The organism is Bradyrhizobium sp. P2_E8, from assembly GCF_056403875.1.
Genome location: NZ_JBFUES010001681.1, coordinates 1 through 885, shown reverse-complemented (window position 1 = coordinate 885; position 885 = coordinate 1). Strand labels below are relative to the sequence as shown.

Sequence of the window (885 nt, the reverse complement as noted above, 5' to 3'; positions counted from 1 at the left end):
CGGCGGCGGCGCATCGGGCATTGAGGGAAGCCGCGCAACCGTTCCCAATTGCGCGGCTTACAGTGTCAGATTGCACGCTCCATCAAGCGCTTTGCCTTGCCTTCTAGTTCAAGGCGCGTGTCCTGATGAGCCTTGCCGCGAGCAAATGCGGTAATGCCCTGCACGAAGTCGAAGATGCTCTCCGGCTTGCGGCTTTCCTCGGCTAGAACTGTCTCGATGATCTTCGTCGTCTCCGACTTTGAAAACCCGCCCCAGCGGAGGAAGCTTTCCCGGTCCTCGTCCGTGCGAGCAACGATCCGCTCCCGTGCGGCCTTGATCCCGGCGACGAACGGCGCGGGTGAGGAATTGGCAAAGCTTGTCAGGGCGGGCGCCGCCTCATGCGCGAAGCGTTGCGCCGCGAATTTGGAATGCCGGATTGTGATCTGCTCGAAATTCTCCACGCCCCACAGATTGCGGTTCATGCAGACGGCGCGAAGGTAGAAGCTCGCAATGCCGAGCGTCTTGCTGCCAACTTCGCTGTTCCAGCAATAAAATCCCCGGAAATACAAATCCGGCGATCCATCCGGCAGCCGCCCCGCCTCGATCGGGTTGGTGTCATCGACCAGAAACAGGAACACGTCACGGTCGCTGGCGTAAAGCGTCGTCGTGTCCTTGGTCACGTCCACAAAGGGATTGTGGGTCATGGTTGACCAATCCAGCACGCCCGGCACCTTCCACCGCGTGTCGCCGGTGCCGTTGCCAGCGATCTTCATCACGGCTGCGACAAGCTCATGGTCCCAGATACGGCCATAGTMCGGACCGGTGACGGCGCGAAGCTCGACCCGCCCGTTATCGGCTTCGAGGGTTTTCACGAGCTCGGCGCGGTGTGTCAGCAAACCATGTTGC

The 885-nt window shown here is 60.9% G+C and carries 1 protein-coding gene; it reads right to left on the bottom strand.

What is annotated here, in order from left to right:
- Positions 1–65 precede the first annotated feature (65 nt).
- Positions 66–885, bottom strand: an 820-nt coding sequence (locus AC1D00_RS43205) for a DUF932 domain-containing protein (RefSeq protein ID WP_477014937.1), incomplete at its 5' end; no start/stop codon positions are given.